Annotated in this window: 22 protein-coding genes; 4 read left to right on the top strand and 18 right to left on the bottom strand. The window is 69.7% G+C overall.

From position 1 onward, the window contains the following. Positions 1-5 precede the first annotated feature (5 nt). The 11 genes from JNUCC0626_RS08780 to JNUCC0626_RS08730 all read right to left on the bottom strand — a co-directional run bounded on the left by JNUCC0626_RS08780 (position 6) and on the right by JNUCC0626_RS08730 (position 8,289). Positions 6-1,250: an RNA polymerase sigma factor gene (locus JNUCC0626_RS08780; RefSeq protein ID WP_394619175.1), complete on the bottom strand. Its 1,245-nt coding sequence runs from the start codon at positions 1,248-1,250 to the stop codon at positions 6-8. A 7-nt stretch (positions 1,251-1,257) separates the two neighbouring features. Then, entirely contained in the window at positions 1,258-1,488 is a 231-nt protein-coding gene (locus tag JNUCC0626_RS08775; RefSeq protein ID WP_394619174.1) for a hypothetical protein, read from the bottom strand. A 61-nt stretch (positions 1,489-1,549) separates the two neighbouring features. Continuing rightward, a complete protein-coding gene (locus JNUCC0626_RS08770) occupies positions 1,550-2,386 on the bottom strand; it encodes an NAD(P)H-binding protein (protein ID WP_394619173.1) in 837 nt (278 codons plus the stop codon). Further along, on the bottom strand, positions 2,383-3,138 hold the full coding sequence (locus tag JNUCC0626_RS08765) for a TetR/AcrR family transcriptional regulator (RefSeq protein WP_394619172.1): 756 nt from the start codon (positions 3,136-3,138) through the stop codon (positions 2,383-2,385). Before JNUCC0626_RS08765 ends, JNUCC0626_RS08770 begins: the two co-directional genes overlap by 4 nt. A 66-nt stretch (positions 3,139-3,204) precedes the next feature. Next, on the bottom strand, positions 3,205-3,831 hold the full coding sequence (locus JNUCC0626_RS08760) for an SGNH/GDSL hydrolase family protein (RefSeq protein ID WP_394619171.1): 627 nt from the start codon (positions 3,829-3,831) through the stop codon (positions 3,205-3,207). 56 nt (positions 3,832-3,887) lie between these two features. Next, on the bottom strand, positions 3,888-4,577 hold the full coding sequence (locus tag JNUCC0626_RS08755) for a hypothetical protein (RefSeq protein WP_394619170.1): 690 nt from the start codon (positions 4,575-4,577) through the stop codon (positions 3,888-3,890). A 68-nt stretch (positions 4,578-4,645) separates the two neighbouring features. Further along, positions 4,646-4,867 (bottom strand): hypothetical protein, encoded by a 222-nt coding sequence (locus JNUCC0626_RS08750; RefSeq protein ID WP_394619169.1) that lies wholly within the window; start codon positions 4,865-4,867, stop codon positions 4,646-4,648. Continuing rightward, a complete protein-coding gene (locus JNUCC0626_RS08745) occupies positions 4,864-5,373 on the bottom strand; it encodes a general stress protein (RefSeq protein WP_394619168.1) in 510 nt (169 codons plus the stop codon). Before JNUCC0626_RS08745 ends, JNUCC0626_RS08750 begins: the two co-directional genes overlap by 4 nt. Positions 5,374-5,412: 39 nt before the next feature. Next, on the bottom strand, positions 5,413-6,189 hold the full coding sequence (locus tag JNUCC0626_RS08740) for an arylamine N-acetyltransferase family protein (protein WP_394619167.1): 777 nt from the start codon (positions 6,187-6,189) through the stop codon (positions 5,413-5,415). Then, on the bottom strand, positions 6,167-6,676 hold the full coding sequence (locus JNUCC0626_RS08735) for a GNAT family N-acetyltransferase (RefSeq protein WP_394619166.1): 510 nt from the start codon (positions 6,674-6,676) through the stop codon (positions 6,167-6,169). The genes JNUCC0626_RS08740 and JNUCC0626_RS08735 overlap by 23 nt, the downstream gene beginning before the upstream one ends. Then, positions 6,673-8,289 carry an MFS transporter gene (locus JNUCC0626_RS08730; protein WP_394621996.1) on the bottom strand — a complete coding sequence of 539 codons (1,617 nt, stop codon included), beginning with the start codon at positions 8,287-8,289 and terminating at the stop codon, positions 6,673-6,675. The genes JNUCC0626_RS08735 and JNUCC0626_RS08730 overlap by 4 nt, the downstream gene beginning before the upstream one ends. A gap of 107 nt (positions 8,290-8,396) precedes the next feature. On the opposite strand from JNUCC0626_RS08730, the gene JNUCC0626_RS08725 reads away from it, so the two are divergent. Beyond that, positions 8,397-9,104 (top strand): hypothetical protein, encoded by a 708-nt coding sequence (locus JNUCC0626_RS08725; RefSeq protein WP_394619165.1) that lies wholly within the window; start codon positions 8,397-8,399, stop codon positions 9,102-9,104. On the opposite strand, the gene JNUCC0626_RS08720 is transcribed toward JNUCC0626_RS08725, so the two are convergent. Together JNUCC0626_RS08720 and JNUCC0626_RS08715 are read right to left on the bottom strand one after the other, a co-directional pair. Next, on the bottom strand, positions 9,088-10,329 hold the full coding sequence (locus JNUCC0626_RS08720) for a hypothetical protein (RefSeq protein ID WP_394619164.1): 1,242 nt from the start codon (positions 10,327-10,329) through the stop codon (positions 9,088-9,090). The genes JNUCC0626_RS08725 and JNUCC0626_RS08720 overlap by 17 nt on opposite strands. After that, positions 10,326-10,904, bottom strand: a complete 579-nt coding sequence (locus JNUCC0626_RS08715) for an RNA polymerase sigma factor (protein ID WP_394619163.1) — start codon at positions 10,902-10,904, stop codon at positions 10,326-10,328. The genes JNUCC0626_RS08720 and JNUCC0626_RS08715 overlap by 4 nt, the downstream gene beginning before the upstream one ends. Positions 10,905-11,018: 114 nt before the next feature. Here JNUCC0626_RS08715 and JNUCC0626_RS08710 point away from each other — a divergent pair, with 114 nt between their 5' ends. Next, a complete protein-coding gene (locus tag JNUCC0626_RS08710; RefSeq protein WP_394619162.1) occupies positions 11,019-11,267 on the top strand; it encodes a hypothetical protein in 249 nt (82 codons plus the stop codon). 488 nt (positions 11,268-11,755) lie between these two features. Further along, complete coding sequence (locus tag JNUCC0626_RS08705; RefSeq protein ID WP_394619161.1) at positions 11,756-12,487, top strand: SDR family oxidoreductase; 732 nt, start codon at positions 11,756-11,758, stop codon at positions 12,485-12,487. On the opposite strand, the gene JNUCC0626_RS08700 is transcribed toward JNUCC0626_RS08705, so the two are convergent. Together JNUCC0626_RS08700 and JNUCC0626_RS08695 are read right to left on the bottom strand one after the other, a co-directional pair. Next, positions 12,469-12,972 carry a DUF2087 domain-containing protein gene (locus tag JNUCC0626_RS08700; RefSeq protein ID WP_394619160.1) on the bottom strand — a complete coding sequence of 168 codons (504 nt, stop codon included), beginning with the start codon at positions 12,970-12,972 and terminating at the stop codon, positions 12,469-12,471. The genes JNUCC0626_RS08705 and JNUCC0626_RS08700 overlap by 19 nt on opposite strands. A gap of 71 nt (positions 12,973-13,043) precedes the next feature. Then, the gene (locus JNUCC0626_RS08695; protein WP_394619159.1) at positions 13,044-13,520 is read right to left on the bottom strand and encodes a hypothetical protein; all 477 of its coding nucleotides are present in this window, start codon (positions 13,518-13,520) and stop codon (positions 13,044-13,046) included. Positions 13,521-13,569: 49 nt separating this feature from the next. Here JNUCC0626_RS08695 and JNUCC0626_RS08690 point away from each other — a divergent pair, with 49 nt between their 5' ends. Beyond that, entirely contained in the window at positions 13,570-14,535 is a 966-nt protein-coding gene (locus JNUCC0626_RS08690; RefSeq protein ID WP_394619158.1) for a helix-turn-helix transcriptional regulator, read from the top strand. Here JNUCC0626_RS08690 and JNUCC0626_RS08685 read toward each other — a convergent pair. From JNUCC0626_RS08685 to JNUCC0626_RS08675, 3 genes are read right to left on the bottom strand one after another with little or no spacing between them, the layout of a single operon-like run. Beyond that, entirely contained in the window at positions 14,523-15,308 is a 786-nt protein-coding gene (locus JNUCC0626_RS08685; RefSeq protein WP_394619157.1) for a DUF3626 domain-containing protein, read from the bottom strand. The genes JNUCC0626_RS08690 and JNUCC0626_RS08685 overlap by 13 nt on opposite strands. Then, the gene (locus JNUCC0626_RS08680; protein ID WP_394619156.1) at positions 15,274-15,921 is read right to left on the bottom strand and encodes a DUF2238 domain-containing protein; all 648 of its coding nucleotides are present in this window, start codon (positions 15,919-15,921) and stop codon (positions 15,274-15,276) included. The genes JNUCC0626_RS08685 and JNUCC0626_RS08680 overlap by 35 nt, the downstream gene beginning before the upstream one ends. After that, positions 15,911-16,429 (bottom strand): sugar O-acetyltransferase, encoded by a 519-nt coding sequence (locus JNUCC0626_RS08675; protein ID WP_394621995.1) that lies wholly within the window; start codon positions 16,427-16,429, stop codon positions 15,911-15,913. The genes JNUCC0626_RS08680 and JNUCC0626_RS08675 overlap by 11 nt, the downstream gene beginning before the upstream one ends. Positions 16,430-16,443 lie beyond the last annotated feature (14 nt).

The raw sequence follows: 16,443 nt of genomic DNA, 5'->3' as shown, positions 1-16,443 counted from the left end.
CCGGGTCAGCAGCTCGCGGCGCGGTCCAGCAGCAACGTGCGCTCGCGTTCGTTGCGGGTCAGCGAGGCGGCCTTCTCGAACTCCGCGCGTGCTTCCTCGGTGCGGCCGAGCTTGACCAGGAAGTCGCCGCGCACGCTGGGCAGCAGGTGGTAGCCCTGCAACGCCTTCGCGCCCGCGATCTCGTCCACCAGCGCGAGCCCGGCGGCGGGGCCGAACGCCATCGACAACGCCACCGCGCGGTTGAGCTCGACGATCGGGGACGGCGCGATGCCGGCGAGCACCTGGTAGAGGGAGGCGATGCGGTGCCAGTCGGTGTCCTCGGCGCGGCGGGCCCGGCCGTGACACGCGGCGAGAGCGGCCTGCACGTAGTACGGGCCGGGTGGCTGGTTGAGGGCTTCGGCGCGTTCCAGCGCCTTCAGACCGCGGCCGATGAGCAGCCAGTCCCACTTGCCCCGGTCCTGCTCCAGCAGCAGCACGGGTTCGCCGCCGGGGCCGGTGCGGGCCTTGGTGCGGGAGGCCTGGATCTCCATCAACGCCACCAGGCCGTGGACCTCGGCCTCCTTGGGCGCGAGTTCGGCGAGCACCCGGCCCAGCCGCAACGCCTCGGCGCACAGTTCGGGGCGCAGCCAGTCGTCGCCCTGGGTGGCGGAGTAGCCCTCGTTGAAGATCAGGTAGAGGACCTCGAGGACGCTGGCGAGGCGCGGTGCGAGTTCGGGGCCTTCGGGGACCTCGAACGGCACACCGGCGTCGGCCAGGGCCTTCTTCGCGCGCACGATCCGCTGGGCGACGGTGGAGTCGCTGACCAGGAACGCGCGGGCGATCTCCTCGGTCTTGAGGCCGCCCAGCATCTTCAACGTCAGCGCGACCCGCGCCTCGGTGCCCAGCACCGGGTGGCAGGCGGTGAAGATGAGGCTCAGCAGGTCGTCGCCGATCTCGTCCTCGATGCCCTCACTGGCGTCCGGGGTGGCCTCCTGGACGTCGCGGCCGATCTCCTCCACCTTGCGGGTGAGGTTCTCGCGGCGGCGGATCTGGTCGATCGCGCGGCGCTTGGCGGCGGTGGTGAGCCAGGCGCCGGGGTTGCGCGGCACGCCCTCGGCCGGCCACTGCTCCAACGCCTGGACCAGCGCGTCCTGGGCCATCTCCTCGGCCAGGCCGACGTCGCGGGTGTACCGGGCGAGCGCGGCGATGACCTTCGCCGACTCCATCCGCCAGACCGCGTCGATGGTGCGATGCACCGAGGTAGCCCCCATGGGGGAATCAGACCACAGCCACCTGACGTATTTCCACGACGCACGCCGGGAGCGCGATCCGCCTGACCCGCTCGACGGCCTCCTCGTGGTCGCGGACGTCGATCAGCCAGTACCCGGACACCCCGCACGCGTCCGGCACCAGGTCACCCGCGTCGAGCAGCACACCCGCGCGCAGCAACGCCTCGGCGTGCCGCGCCACCGCCACGTCCGGACTCCTGACGAACACCATGAACCGCACCGGCACCTCCTCGCCCTCACAGGTACGTCGAACGAGGAGGTGCCGGAATCGACGCCGATGATCAGCCGCGGAAGTCCGCCGCGTGATCGCGGGCCCACTCGGCGAACGTGCGGTACGGGCGCCCGGTGAGCCGTTCCAGGTCCGGCGACACGACGAACTCGTAGTCGGAGAAGTCGTCGGCCTCACCACCCTCGTAGCTGGCAACGCCGAGCACGTACTCGGCAATCTCACGCGGCCAGCCGACGCTCACGTAGTACTCCAGCGCCTGCTCGACGGTGACGTCGCGGAACGTCAGGTCGCGCCCGAGCACGGCACTGAGGTCGCGGGCCATGTCGCGCTGGGACAGCGGCGGGGGTCCGGACAGGTCGTAGGCGCGGCCCGCGTGCCCGTCCTCTTCGAGCACCTTGATCGCGGCGTCGGCGATGTCGGCCTCGTGGATGGGCTGGCCGAACTCGTCGGGGTTCGGGTGGACGATCGTGCCGTCCGCGCGGATCGACGGCCCCCACAGGTCGATCTTGTTGGCCGCGAACTCGCCGGGCCGCAGGTGCGTCCACTCCACGCCGGACGCCTCGACGGCCTGCTCGACCGGCAGGTGGTGGGTCTTGTCGTAGCCGTAGGTCACCGCGCCCGAGGACAACGTGACGATCCTGCGCACGCCTGCGCGCACCGCCCGTTCGACGACCTCGGCTGCGGTCGGCGGGTGCACGAACAGGTAGAGCTTCTCGACGCCGTCGAACGGCAGGCTGTCCGGGTCGTCGAGGTCGGCTTTCACCGTCTCGACGTGCTCCGGGAACGATGCTTTGGCCGGGTCGCGGGTGATCGCGCGGACGTGCCCGGAGAGCCCTCTCACCACTAATCGGCCGACGTTGCCGGTCGCACCGGTGACGAGCGTGGTCATCGCATGCCTCCCTCGATGCCGTCGAGCAGCTTGTCGAGCCCGTAGTCGAACGAGTTGTGCACGTGATCGGCGAGCGAGTCCCCGACCTCGTAGGCGCCGGCGTTCCAGAGGGTCGTCATCGTCGGGTAGCGCTCGACGTCGAAGTAGTCGTCCCAGAACACCTGCCGCGCGCCCCACCACGAGTCACCGGACTCCCCGGTCGTGGCCGCGAGCTGCTGATCGTCCACTTCGGACGCCGCCGCGCCGTGGACGAACCCCTCCACGGCCACGTGCGCGACGGTGACGTGCCGCGGTTCCAGCCCGGAGTCGGCGAGGGCGGCCAGCAGGAACTCCTGCCCGTCCATCAGCCCCGGCCCGAGCGGCGGCCGCACCATCGACACGTCCCGCATCCACGGATGTGCCTGGTAGACGACGCGTGTGCGGTCCGCGTAGTGCTTGACGCGCTCCCGCCACGTGCCCTCGGCGGTGAGGTCGCGTTCCTGGAGCACGGTGTCGGTCATCAGGTCGATCAACTCGGCCTTGCCGGGCACGTGCGTGTAGAGCGACATCGTGCCGACGCTCAACTCCTGCGCGACGCGGGCCATCGACATCGCGCCGAGCCCTTCGCGGTCGGCCACCGCGATCGCCGCGGTGATGATCTGGTCGACGCTCACCTTCGGTTTCCTGCCGACCGGTTTCGGCTCCGGCGGGTCACGCCAGAGCAGGGCCAGCGTCCGCGCCGGGTCTCCCCCGCCGCTGCGTTCGGCGGCCATCCGTCCACCCCATTTCCGTAGGCCATACGGAAATAATACCGTACGGCCTACGGAAACTCGGAGCGATTAGTCGACCAGGGTCAGCCAGGCTTCCGCGAGAGCGCTGTGACCTGCGGCGTTGGGGTGGACGCCGTCGTCGGTCCAGTGCTCGGGGCCGGTCCGTTCGGACAGTTCGGCGAACATGCGGTCGGTGGCGAGCAACTCCGCTCCGTGCGTGCGGGCGAGCTCGCGGACGACGGTGATCATCGGGTCGAGGGCCTCGCGCCACCGCGCGCGTTCGGGTGCGCCGATCAGGCCGCGGCGGGTCTGCACGACGGTGCTGACCGGCAGCAGGAACGGTTCGACGAGGATCAGCGGTGTGCCGTCCAACGGCGTGAGCAGTCGCGAAAGGGTGTGGGCGAACTCCTCGGGGGTGCGGCCGTTGCCGACGTCGTTGATGCCGACGAGGATCGTGAGGACGTCGGGGCGCGCGGCGAGCACGTCGGTCTCCCAGCGCGCCTCGAGGTCGGCGGTCGAGTCGCCGGCGTGGGCGGTGTTGAGCCAGGTCAGTGGCCTATCCGGATGCTCGAAGCACCACCGTCCGGCGGCCTGCAGCGGGTAGCCCGCAGGGTCGTCGCCGCCGTGCCGTTCGAAGCTGGTGATCGAGTCGCCGGTGAACATCGCGGTGCTCCCGGCCTTCAGGGTGATCGTCACGACGCCAGGCTGGTCGCGGCCGCTGACAGGTGCCGCTCACCCCGCTGACAGCCGAGCTAGCTCACGTACCAGACGACCCTGACCTCGGTGGACGTCCGCGTGCGGGACTCCGCGCACACCTCGTGGGTGAACACGAGCCCGTCCGCCCGGCACACCCGTTCGTCACCGGAGTCGAGCGGATACCGGGGCGTGAAGCCGCGTTCCGCGAGGTGCGCCCGCATCACCTCCGGCGCGCGGTCACCCGTGACCGTCACCTCACGCGAGCAGTTGCCGGACCCGCAGTGGCCAGTCCCCTCCACGGCCTGCACACCACCAGGGACCGGCAGCACCCCCTCGTCACCGGGCTTGGACTCCAGCTGAACGAGCAGCACGAACGCGGCCGCGATCAGGCCGGTCAGCACCATCGTCGTCAGCACGAGCGCGCCCGCCGCGATGCTGCGTTCGCGGGGCACGGCAGGCAGGCACACGAGCGCGGCGAACACCGGGTAGAGCCAGAACACCTCGACGTAGGAGGGCACCCACGGCCCGGCGAAACCGAGGAAGCGCGGCAGCACGAACCACGCCAGCAGCGCCACGAGCACGCACCCGACGATCAGGCCCGTTCTTCGCGTGCGGGCCAGCGCCGCCCACAGCAGGACCGGCACCACCCCGAACAGACTCGACGTCGGCACGCACACCACCGCGGCCGCGCCGACGAGCGCGCACCTCCACCAGTGAGTGCGGACCGTTTCCCCCAAGATCGGCATTTCGCCAGTAAAGCGGAAACGCCGCCCCGCTGGTGCGGGACGGCGTTTCCTGTGGTGGGAGCGGGGAATCAGGCTGCCAGATCGGCCTTGGCCGGTTCCAGCAGCAGCTGCGTGACCCGCAGTTGGCGGGCCGCCGCTCGGAGGTCCTTGACGATCTCGGCGACGTCGCGGCCCAGGTCGTGATCGGCGCGCGCGGCCAGGTTCGTGGCCTGCGCGCCGAGCCTGGCGCTGGTCTGCCGGATCTCGTCGAGCGTGGTGCGCAGTTCGTCGACGGTCAGCGGGGTGCTCATCCTCGCCACGCGAGCTTCGTGAGCATGTCCTTGCCCTGTTCTGCGTTGCGCGGGTGGCTCAGCACGTCGTAGCGCCCGGCCACGAGCTGGGTCACCGAGACGAAGTCGCGCTTGCCGCGGGTGGCGGAGTAGCGGACGGCCGCACTGGCGAGGCCGAACACCGTACCGACGAGCAGACCCGTGATGATCGGGGCGAGCGCGCCGCCGGTGGAGAACAGGCCCAGCAGCAGACCGACGAACAGACCGAACCAGGCACCCGACGCGGCACCCGCGCCGAGGACGCGGCCCCAGGTCAGACGGCCGGTGACGCGTTCGACGATCATCGGCTCGACGCCGACGATGGTGACGTCCGCGACCGGGAAGTTGTTGTCCGCCAGGTGGTCGACGGCCCGCTGCGCTTCCTCGTAGGTCGCGTAGGAACCGATCGGCCAGCCCGTGGGCGGGGTGGGCAGTGCGTTGACGCCCGTGGAATTTGCTCCCGTGGCGAACGGAGTCGCGGTGGTCATTTCCAACACCTCCGAAATGCGATCCCCTTACACCCGGTATTACGAACTTGCGCCCTCTTTTGTTCCCAGAGTTGAGCCGATGTGACTCAGCTCCCCTTCGGTGAGCACGATGTCCAGCGATTCCAGCGTTTTTCCGAGGTCGTCAACCTGAGAATTCTCAGGTTTCTCCCCCGCGCGTTCGACGACGAACTTCCCGCCGATCAGCCGGCGGCTCAGTCCGGGTTCGAGTCGCATGGCCACGAGCTGGCGGCTGAACGGCGAACGCGGATGGGTCGCGACGTAGTAGTTGGCGGCGTCGTAGTCGACGGGCCGCTGCTCGACGCCGGTCTCGAAGGCGTGCTGGAGCTTCCAGCCGTCCTCTTCGAGCTTCTCCAGCACCCAGCGGTTGTCCTCGCGGCGCAGCCGGTGCGGCCACCCGGCCTGGTCGACCTCCACGCCGTCGCGCAACGGCATCGGCCGCAGCACGCCCGCGCCGAACCCGACGTCGACGAGTTGGTCGTCCACGATGGACAGGAAATGCGTGCGCGGACCGGTGAACACACGGCCCATCTGCCGGCTCACGGTGTAGCCGAGTCGTTCCAGAACCGCGGTGAACAGCAGTTGGTGTTCGTAGCAGTAACCGCCGCGCGTCTTGTGCAGCATCTTGTCCTGGATGTCGTCCAGATCGAGTGACGGGATCTTGCCGAGCACCACGTCGACGTTCTCGAACGGAATGGTCAGGACGTGCTTCTCGTGCAACTCCGCGAGCGAACTCGACGCCGAAGCGCCCGTTCGCGCGAAGTAGGCCTCCAGGTCAACCTTTTCCGTCTGCCACATGCGCGTCCCCCCGAACCAGCTTCCACTCCTCTCTCGTAAGCGCGTACTCGGCCTCTCCGTATTCCGTGCCGGGCAACGGATCGGGGAAGTCGAGGTGAAACGTGCGCACGTGGCGCAGTCCGCACTTCTCCATCACGCGCCGCGAACCCGCGTTGACGAACATCGTCGTGGCGACGACCCGTTCGACGTCTCCGCTGGTGAACCCGCGTGCGATCAGCGCGCGGCCACCCTCGGTGGCGTAGCCGAGCCCCCAGAACTCGCGGTGCAGCCGGTAGCCGAGCTCGACCTCGCGCGTGCCCTTGAACTCGAACCAGCCGACGAACCGGCCCGTCGCGTTCTCGTGCGCGGCGAGGAAGCTTTCCCCGAGGTAGTTCGCCACCGGCGCGGGGTCGAGGTAGCGCATGACCTCGGGGTCGGCGTGCAGCACGCTCAGCGCGTCCGCGTCGGACGGCCGCATCGGCCGCAGGGTCAGGCGTTCGGTTCTCACCCTCGAATCGTGACGCGGTTGTCGACCGGTTTCCCGGTCTTGAGCGACGCGAACGCGGCCACCAGGCACAACGCGATGGCGAACCCGAACGCGATCGCGAGCCCCTGCGCGAACGGTCCGGAGATGAGGCTCGGGAAGAAGCCGCGGCCGGTGAGGAACGCGGCCTGGTCCGGCGGCAGCGTCGCGAGCTGGTCGCCGAGCAGCTGCTGGATCGGGTTGTAGCCGAGGAACGCCGCGAACAGCACGGCCACGGCGGGCAGCGCGGCGACCTGGGCGGCCGCGGTCTGCGAGACGCCGTGGTCGACCAGCCCCGTGCGCATCGCGCCGGGCAGCGACTGCGAGAACCCGACGATGATCAGGCTGAAGAAGAACCCGATGGACAGCACCATCGCGGTGTTCTGGAACGTGGTCATCATGCCGCTGCCGGACCCGCGCGCGTTGGCGGGCAACGAGTTCATGACCTCGGCACGGTTGGGCGAGGAGAACATGCCCATGCCGACACCGGTGAACACCAGGATCACCGCGAACTCCCAGTACGGGAAGTCCACCGGCAGCGCGATGAGCAGTGCGAACGTGACGGCCGTCAGGACGTTGCCGCTGAACGCCAGCGCGCGGCTGCCCAGCCGGTCGGACAGGATGCCCGCCGTCGGCGCGGCCAGCAGGAACCCGACGGTCATCGGCAGCATGTAGATGCCCGCCCACAACGGCGTCTCCTCGTAGGAGTAGCCGTGCAGCGGCAGCCAGATGCCCTGCAGCCAGATGATCAGGATGAACTGCAACCCGCCGCGCCCCAGCGCCGAGGCGAAGTTCGCGACGTTGCCCCACGTGAACGACGGCAGCCGGAACAGGTGCAGGTCGAACAGCGGATTGGCCACGCGGTGCTCGATGACGACGAACGCCACGAGCGTCGCGAGCCCGCCGATCAGGCACGTGAGCACGAACGGGCTGGTCCAGCCGGTCTGCGAGGTGCCGTGCGGCTGGATGCCGTAGGTGATGCCGACGAGCAGCACGATCAGCCCGACGGCGAAGGTGATGTTGCCCCACCAGTCCATCTCGGCGTGCCGCCGCTCGCCGGTGTCGCGCAGCTTGAGGTACGCCCACACCGTGCCGAACAGGCCGAACGGCACGGACACGATGAAGATCAGGTTCCAGTTGACCGGCGCCAGCAGCCCGCCGATGACCAGCCCCAGGAACGACCCGGCGATCGCCGCGACCCCGTTGATGCCCAACGCCATGCCGCGCTGGGTGACCGGGAAGGCGTCGGCGAGGATCGCCGAGGAGTTCGCCATCAGGAACGCCCCGCCCACGCCCTGCACGACCCGCCAGCCGATCAGCCACAACGCGGCCGCGTCCCCGTCGAACCAGGTGATCGCGAGCATCACCGAGCTCGCGGTGAAGATCGCGAAGCCGAGGTTGTACATGCGGGCCCGGCCGTACATGTCGCCCAGCCGCCCGAAGCTCACCACCAGCACGGCCGTGACGACCAGGAACCCCATGATCATCCACAGCAGGTAGCCGGTGTTGGCCGGGTCGAGCGGGTTGATCGCGATGCCCTTGAAGATGTCGGGCAGCGCGATCAGCACGATCGAGGAGTTGATCGTGGCGATGAGCATGCCCAGCGTGGTGTTGGACAGCGCGATCCACTTGTACCCGGCCTCGGCCGGCGCCTGCACAGTCACTTCGCTATGCTAACCAATCCGTCCAGGGAAAGATCGGCGTCGTGACGAACAGTGCGATCCCGGGCTACGAGTTCGGCCCGCTCAACCATCGGCCGGAACTGCTGGACGAGCCCTTGTTCTGGCTCACGCACCTGGGCGGCTTCGTGCGCGACGACGAGTACGGGGAGGCCTGGTTCGGCGCGGACTACGAGGCCGCGAACGAGCTCTACGACGAACTGCGGGAGCCGGGCAGCTTCACGGCGTTCACGGTCCCGCTCGCGGGCGACCACCGCCTGCACGTGGTCTACCGCACGCTCGAGCACGACACCGTCGTCGACTACCTGGTGCACCACCCCGACTGGGACAGTGCCGAGTGCTTCGCCGGCGACGACGGCGCTGACATGGGCCAGGGCATGTCGTGGCCCGAACTCGTGGCGGCCGCGGACGCCTCACCGCCGGGCGGGAGCACCTCCGACCCGCACGCCCGGCTGCTGCTCCTGCTGCCCGCGTTCGCCGACGCCGACGTACCCGACGACGCCGTCGACCGTCTGGCCGAGGCACTGCGCGCCCGCACCGCCGTGGACGACGCCGACGCCCTGGCCGCCTACTTCCTCGAAGAGCAGGGAGAACCAGGGCCGGCGCGCTGGAGTGACCGGCCGGGCTATGCCGTCAACAACGGCATCTCCTCCTACCGCAACCCGTCCAACAGCTTCGCGCTGCCGCCCGAGCGCGCGGCCAGGGTGGCCGCCGCCCTCAACGCTTCGGCGTGATCGTCTCCATCACGACGCCCTGAGCGTTGCGCACCACGACCTGGGCGCCGGGCCGGTTCTCGACGAACGGCGCGGCCAGCACGAACGTCCCGTTGCCGATCACTGCAGGCACGTCCGCGGCACCCGGAGCGGTGTAGGTGATCGAGGCGACCTCGGGGTCGAACAGGATCCCCACGGCGGCGTAGCTGGAACTCGCGGTGCCGCCGCCCTCGACCGGCACGAAGTCGTACGACGCGCGCACCGACCCGACGTACTGGCCCAGCACGAGCTCCATGTCGTCGGTCTCGCGCAGGTCGTAGACCAGGCCGCGGCGCTGGGTGCCGTCGTCGAGGCAGTAGAACATCAGGTTGCCGAACCCGCCGAGCACGATCGTGTTGGTCGCGCTGACCTTGACGGTGACGCCGTGGGAGAACTGGTCGGCGTCCGGCACGGCGCGGTCCCGCATGCACGCGGCGAGCTGCTGGGCCTCGGGCGTGCTGCGGTCGGCCGGGGGCGCGGGCAGGTCGGTCACGGACGCGGACGGCCCCGGCACGCCCCTCAGGGCGGACTCCTGGCCGTTGACCAGGGCCTTCGTGCCGGTCTCCGCCTTGACGTAGCCGGTGGGGGCGAGGAACAGGCCGTCGATGAGGCCGGGTGAGGCGGTGTTCCAGCCGGAGTCGGCGATGCGGGTCAGGCTCAGGAACTTCACGTCCGGCGAGACCAGGCCCGCCATCGCGCCGGTCGGGGTGGTGAACAGGACCTTCACCTGGCGGCGGCCCTCCCCCAGCTGCGCCGCGTCCGGGGCGGAGATCGTGGTGGTCGTGGCGGTGTTCGCGCAGAAGAACACGCCGGCCGGGGCCCGGAACGCGCTGAGGACCGTGCCGTTCTTGTGGCTGACCGCGATCAGCGACCACTGGTCGGCCGGTGGGTGCGCGGTCGCGGCGGCGACGCAGCGGGCCATCATGTCGGGGCCGAGCGGGCCCTTGCCGACGTTGTTGACGACGTTGCGGTCCTTGCCGACGAACTCGCCGTTGTACTGCATGGGCGGGCCCGCGATCTCGGCGGAACTGCCGAGCAGGGCCTGGCTCGCGAAGACGGTCGTGGCGGCGAGCAGGGCGACGCCGGCGGCGATGACCACGGGCCTGCCGTTGCGGGCGCGCGGGTCCATGCCTTCGGACAGGCGTCGGCGGGCGCGCAGGCGGACGTCGTCGGGCAACGGGCGGTGGTCGGGCAGCTGGTCGATCATGCGTTGTCCTCGGGGGTGAGGTCGCGCAGCCGGGCGCGAGTGCGGGAGACGCGGGCGCGGACGCTCGACTCGGTGATGCCGAGGAGCGTGGCGGCGTCGGCTACGGACACGTGGCCGAGCAGGCAGAGCTGGGCGATCTCGCGTTCGGAGTTCGGCAGCTTCGCGATGGCGGCCACGACCTGCACGAGACGGCGCTGGGCGTCGGTGCGGGCGGCGACGTCGTCGGCGTGGTCGCGTTCGTCCTGCGGGGTCAGTTTCGTGACCAGCCGCAACGCCCTGCGCTTGGCACGCCACTCGGTGCGGGCGCGGTTGGCGGTGACGGTGTAGAGCCACGGCAGGGCGGAGTCGCGCACGAGCTGGGCGTCGCCGCGTTTGCGCCAGGCCGTCAGGAACGTGGCGGAGAGCAGGTCTTCTGCCTGCGACCAGGACGCGGTGAGCCGGTAGGCGTAGTTCCAGACCGCTTCGGCGTGGCGTTCGAACAGTTCGGTGAACGCGGCGTGGTCGCCCTGCGCGATCTGCTCCCAGAGCTGTGTGTCGGGCGGGCCGACGTTCGCGCGCTCGGACGTTTCTGTCATCACACTCCGCCTGGGGCCACCACCACCCAGTGTGCTGCGTGACGCCGGTCACCTCGTTACCGGGGAGTTACCCCTCATTCGAGGCGTGAATGACGCCGATGGCAAGATCTTCGCGTGCCGTTCGAGCAGCAGCAGCCCGGCAATGTCGAGGCGGAGACCCAGGTGTTCGCGAAGTTCCCGACGCACGAGCCCGATGAGGCCACGATCCCCGGTGTCGAGCCGGTGGCCGCACCACCCGCTCCACCTGCACCAGCAGCCACTCCGGCGCCAGCCGTGGCGGCGAAGTCCAAGCCCGCGCCCAAGTCGTTGACCCGGCGGTTGGCCCGCCGGATCCTCGGCCCGACCTTGATGACGAAGAGATAGGCCCAGCTAGCGGTCGGGGACCTGACCCAAGCCTCCGCAGACCCGGCAGGCGGTCCGGTCCTCGTTGAGCCCAGAACCAAGGCAACGGCTGCACTCCTTCACAGAAGAACAGTGTCCGCTTCTACTCGGAGTGGGGGCAGCCGCCAAGCAGGGACCCTCCCGGCAATAATGGGTGACCCCCATCGTTCACGCTCGGTGATCAGGCCTGGGTGGACGGACGAGCTGGAATCTCGTTGGCACGTGCGACATTGCCTGCGACGATGCCTCTGCGTTCGCCGTTCGGCAGCTTCCACCAGCCCGAGCAACCGCGTGGGCACGGGTGCGACATCTCGTGCAGCACAAGGCCTTGCGGACCGGGAACGGGTTGTTGCCACGACATGGTTCCGGACCCCGCGCACAGCAGGCAGGTGTCCTCTTCACACTCCACCCCTGGTAATTACTCCACACGGGACACTTCGGGCAATCGCTGGATCGAGGGGAGATCACCGATGGCTGTGGCGGTCGTGACGGGTGCCGGATCGGGTGTGGGGCGCGCGTCGGCGCGCACCCTGCTGGCTGCGGGATTCCAGGTGGCACTGGCAGGACGGCGCGAGGACGCGTTGATCGAGACCGGAGAGGGTTTTCCCGAGAGCGCTCTCGTGGTGCCGGCCGATGTGTCCCGTGAGGACTCGGTCGTGGCACTTTTCGAAACGGTGGTTGCCCGGTTCGGCCGGGTCGACGTGCTGTTCAACAACGCGGGCATGAACGTCCGCGCCACGCCGATCGAGGAGTTCTCGTTGGGCGCGTGGGAGAAGGTCGTCGGGGTGAACCTGACGGGCGCGTTCCTGTGCGCCCGCGAGGCGTTCAAGGTGATGAAAACCCATGGTGGCGGCCGGATCATCAACAACGGCTCGATCTCCGCGTCGGTGCCGCGCCCGCACTCCGTGGCCTACAACGCCACCAAGCACGCGATGACCGGGCTGACGAAGTCGTTGTCGCTGGAGGGCCGCGCGCACAACATCGCGTGCGGGCAGATCGACATCGGCAACGCGGCGACGGAGATGACCGCGCGGATGGGCGGCGGCGTGCTGCAGGCCGACTTCGAGGTGCGGCCGGAGCCCACCTTCGACGTGCAACACGTCGCCGACGTCGTGCTGTACCAGGCGCAGTTGCCGTTGAACGCCAACGTGCAGTTCATGACCGTGATGGCCACGGCAATGCCTTACATCGGTAGAGGCTGAGCCTGGTACATGCCGCCGCCGCGCTCCAGCAGACCCAGGTCGACTAGGTAGCGGCGGATGGTGACGTGGTCGACCTCTCCCCCGTCGCACCACGCCCTGAGCCGCTCGTTGATCTCCTTCTCCTCGTAGTACGTGCGCGCGGTGAAGGCGTGCGCGGCGACGTGCTCGAGGATCTTGCGGCGCCGTTCATGGGCGACCGGCAGGGAGACGAGCTTGTCCTTCTGGACGAACGGCGCGAGCCCGTCCGCCGGCATGGCGTCCGTGAGCGTCGCGGCGAGCGGTTTGAGGTCGGCGGGCCGGGCCGGTTCGCCTTCGATCAGCCCGGCTTCGCGGAGTTTGTTGAGCGCCGTGCCGGCGTCCTTGGGCTTGAGTCCGGAAGCGGCGGCGACGTCGGTGAGCGTGCCCGCTCCGAGGACGACGGCGGCGTAGGCCCGCAGCCGCGCGGGTTCGGCCAGTGCGCGCACGACGTTCTCCGGTGTGGTCATGTCTGCGAACCTAACGCCGCCGTCCACCGGTTTACCGCATTACCGGGACGCGGCGCCCTGCCACTCGTCGTTCATCGGCCCACCAGTCCCGCGGTGAGGCTGTCGGCGAGGTAGGCGTCGAGGTCGGGCGCGTCGGGTTCGAGGACGTGCCGCACCCAGGCCGACCGTTCGTGCTCCAGCGGCGGCAACTCCCAGACGCAGCCGATGAGGTCCTTCGGGATGACGCTGAACGCGCGCAGATCGGGATCGGTGCTGCCGAGGAACGGCTGGTCACCCGACACGGCCGTGCGGCAGTGCAGCACGTTGTCCCAGACCCAGTTGTACGCGTTGAGGTACATGCCGGCCGCGCTGCGGTGCAGCACCGTCACCGTGGCCGGAGGGGTCGGGTCCTCGAAGTCGGGGTAGATGCGCGGCAGGAACGCGTAGGCGGCGTCGCGGATGTCGTCGGTGATCTCCAGCCCGGGAGTGACCACCTCGTAGCGCTTGACGCGTCTGCCCGCGACGACCAGCGGTTCCTTCACCGCCAGCTGCTTCTCGTAAAAAGCCATAGGTCGAACGTATGAGCTAACCCTGACAGGGTGTGTCAGTGTATTCCGCGTGCGTGCGAGCCGACTGGTGTCCCTGCTCCTGCTGTTGCAGACGAAGGGCCGCATGACGGCGTCCGCACTGGCCTCCGAACTGGAGGTCTCGGTGCGCACGATCTACCGCGACGTGGAGTCCCTGCACGCCGCAGGTGTGCCGCTGTACGGCGACGCGGGCCCCACCGGTGGGTACCAGCTGCTCGACGGCTACCGCACGCGGCTGACCGGGTTGACCGAGCAGGAGGCCGAGTCGTTGTTCCTGGCCGGACTGCCGGGAGCGGCCGCTGACCTGGGCCTGGGCGACGCGGTGGCGGCGGCTCAGTTGAAGCTGATGGCGGCGTTGCCGACGCCGATGCGCGACCGGGCCTCGCGGATGGCCACGCGGTTCCACCTCGACGCGCCGTCCTGGTACTCCGACGCGGAGCGCTCGCCGTTGCTGGAGGTCGTGGCGGACGCGGTGTGGCGGGAGCGGACGATCGAGGTCGGCTACCGGCGGTGGCGCTCACCCGAGGACGTGACGCGCGTGCTGAGGCCGCTCGGTCTCGTGCTGAAGGCGGGGCGCTGGTACCTGGTGGCGCTGGGGTCGTCGCGGATCTCGACGTACCGGGTGGCGCAGATCCAGTCGGTCGAGGTGCTGGAGCCGTTCGAACGGCCCGCCGGCTTCGACCTGGCCGCGCACTGGGCGGCGTCGCTGGAGGACTTCCAGGCGCGGCAGTACACGGGAACGGCGGTGATCCGGTTGTCGGCGCGCGGGTGGGAGGTCTTCGACTCGCACGTGTTGCCGCTGGTGGCCCGTGCCGCCGTGGAGTCCGTTGTGGAGGACGGCGACTGGTTGCGGGTGACGATCCCGATCGAGTCGGTGTCGCACGCGACCGGGATGTTGCTGCGGCTCGGCGGTGAGGTCGAGGTGCTGGAGCCGGTGGAGCTGCGGGAGCAGGTGACGGCGGCGGTGCGGCGGCTGGCCGAGATCTACCTGGGGTAGCCGAACCTCGCCAGGTGGTGCCACAGGTGCTTGACGACCTGGGGTGGCGCGGTGGCGGTGTCGAGCAGGTCCGGGGTGAGGGCGCCGTCGTGGGCGAGTTCGAGTCCCAGTTCGACCGACTCGGGGGTGCGGTAGTCGGCGTGCCGCAGGAGGTCCTGTGTGGACAGGCGGAAGCCCGCGTGGCGTTCGACGCGGCAGGGCAGGTCGACCTCGGGGAAGGTCGGGTCGAGCACGACGGCTTCCACGTCGTCGAACGTGACGGGGCCGTGTACGTGGGCTTCGACGTAGTCGTCGAGCAGGTCGGCGGGGGCGGCGTGGTCCAGCAGGGCGAAGCGGCGCGCGGTGCCGAAGTCGACCGGCTCGAAGACGCTGTCGGGGTAGCAGAACGTGGTGCGGTCCAGGACCGCTTCGGTGAGCCGCAGGTGGGCGGAGCCGAAGCGGGGTGCTCCCCCGCAACCCTGTCGGCGGTGGTCGAGGGCGCCGTACTTGGGACGCGCGGAGGGCTCGTCGTGGTCGTAGGCGCCGCCGAAGAGCCGGCTCTCCCACTGCCACCGGTCGCCGCCGGGGTGGGCGGTGAGGCCGCCGTTGCTGGTGCCGGTCTCGAACTGGGAGCGGTAGACGCCGTCGCGGGCCAGTCGTTCAAGGACGCCTCGCCCAGGGTGGAAGTTGAGGGTGACACGCAGGTCGCGGGGCAGGGGGCCGCCGGAGGAAAGGGCTTCGACGTGCGCGATGGCCCGCTCACCCAGCATCCGCGCGCCCGTCTCCCACTCCACTCAGGCCTGCCAGCTGGCGGTCGTGCACCCGTGCCAGCACCAGCTGCGCGATGACCGCCCCCAGCAGTGCCATGAACATGTCCCACTGGGTGTCCCACACGTCGCCCTGCGTCCCGAGGAAGTCCCCCGCGGCCTCCCCGCCCAGCACGGCCGACAGCCACTCGAGCATCTCGTAGCACGCGCTGAACGCCAGGCACACCGACGTGACCAGCACGAACAGCCACCCACCCGGCCGCAACGGTGTCCGCCGCAGCAACACCTCGCGCGCCAGCACAGCGGGCACGAACCCCTGCACGAAGTGGCCGAACCGGTCGTAGTGGTTGCGCGCCAGGTCGAAGAGGTCCTGCACCCAGAACCCCACAGGCACCCGCGCGTACGTGTAGTGCCCGCCCAGGATCAGCACCAGCGCGTGCAGGAACAGCAGCCGGTACAGCAGCGGCGTGAGCGGAAACCGGCGGAAGGTGGCGACGAGGATGCCCCCGCCGATCACGACGGGAGCGACTTCCAGGTACCAGGTGCCGCGCGAGTAGGGGCCGATCCCGGACGCCACCAGGGCGACGACCGTCAGGCCGAGCAGGACCAGCGGTTCGACGACGCGTTTGTCATAGCTCACGGATCACCTTGCAGGGATTGCCGACGGCCAGCACGCGCGGCGGGATGTCGCGCGTCACGACGCTACCGGCTCCGATCACGGAGTTCTCGCCGATGGTGACGCCGGCGCACACGATGACGCCGCCGCCGAGCCACACGTTGTCGCCGATGGTGATGGGGGCGGCGGACTCGAAGCGCTGGCGGCGGGCCTCGTGGTCCTCGATCGGGTGCAGGGCGGTGAGGAGTTGGGCGCGCGGGCCGATGGAGACGTCGTCGCCGATGGTGATGGTGGCGCAGTCCATGAGGATGGCGTCGTAGTTGAGGAAGCTGTTGGAGCCCAGGTGGATCTGGTAGCCGTAGTCGCACTGGAAGCGCGGCATGACCCAGGAGCCCTCACCGATGGAGCCGAAGAGCTTGGTGATGACGTCGGCGGAGCGGGTGGCGTTGAACTCGTCGACCAGCTGCTGGGCGGCCACTCGTTCGGCGACCAACTCGGGGTCGGAGTCCTTGTACAGCTGGCCGGTCGTCATCTTCTGCTTTTCGG

Origin of the sequence: Lentzea sp. JNUCC 0626, from assembly GCF_043632865.1 — a bacterium.
In the GTDB taxonomy this organism is placed as follows: domain Bacteria; phylum Actinomycetota; class Actinomycetes; order Mycobacteriales; family Pseudonocardiaceae; genus Lentzea.
The sequence above is the reverse complement of the archived record's forward strand: the minus strand, read 5'-3'. Positions and strand labels throughout refer to the sequence as shown.